The following is a 259-nucleotide window of genomic DNA, read 5'->3' as shown; positions in this document are numbered from 1 at the left end:
CTATCTTTATACAAGTACACTAATTTCTCAGCTAATTCATCAATATCTCCATTTTTATATAATAAGCCTGTTACATTATCTGCTATTAGCTCACTTGTACCAGCACTATCAGCACCTATCATCGCCAAATTGCTAAGCATTCCTTCAATCGTAACTCTTCCAAAAGCCTCACTTCTAGATGCTACAATCCCAATATCCATATCAGATCGATATTCGTTCATTTTTGTCTTGAAACCATCAAAATACACTTGATCAGATA

1 protein-coding gene is annotated in these 259 nt (G+C 34.4%); it reads right to left on the bottom strand.

Going from position 1 to position 259, the window contains the following annotated elements:
* Positions 1–259, bottom strand: a 259-nt coding sequence (locus FC55_RS09700) for a glycosyltransferase (protein WP_155512838.1), incomplete at both ends; no start/stop codon positions are given.

Source organism: Ligilactobacillus salivarius DSM 20555 = ATCC 11741, from assembly GCF_001435955.1.
Taxonomy (GTDB): domain Bacteria; phylum Bacillota; class Bacilli; order Lactobacillales; family Lactobacillaceae; genus Ligilactobacillus; species Ligilactobacillus salivarius.
Note: the sequence above shows the minus strand (reverse complement) of the source record. Positions and strands in the feature narration are given on the sequence as shown.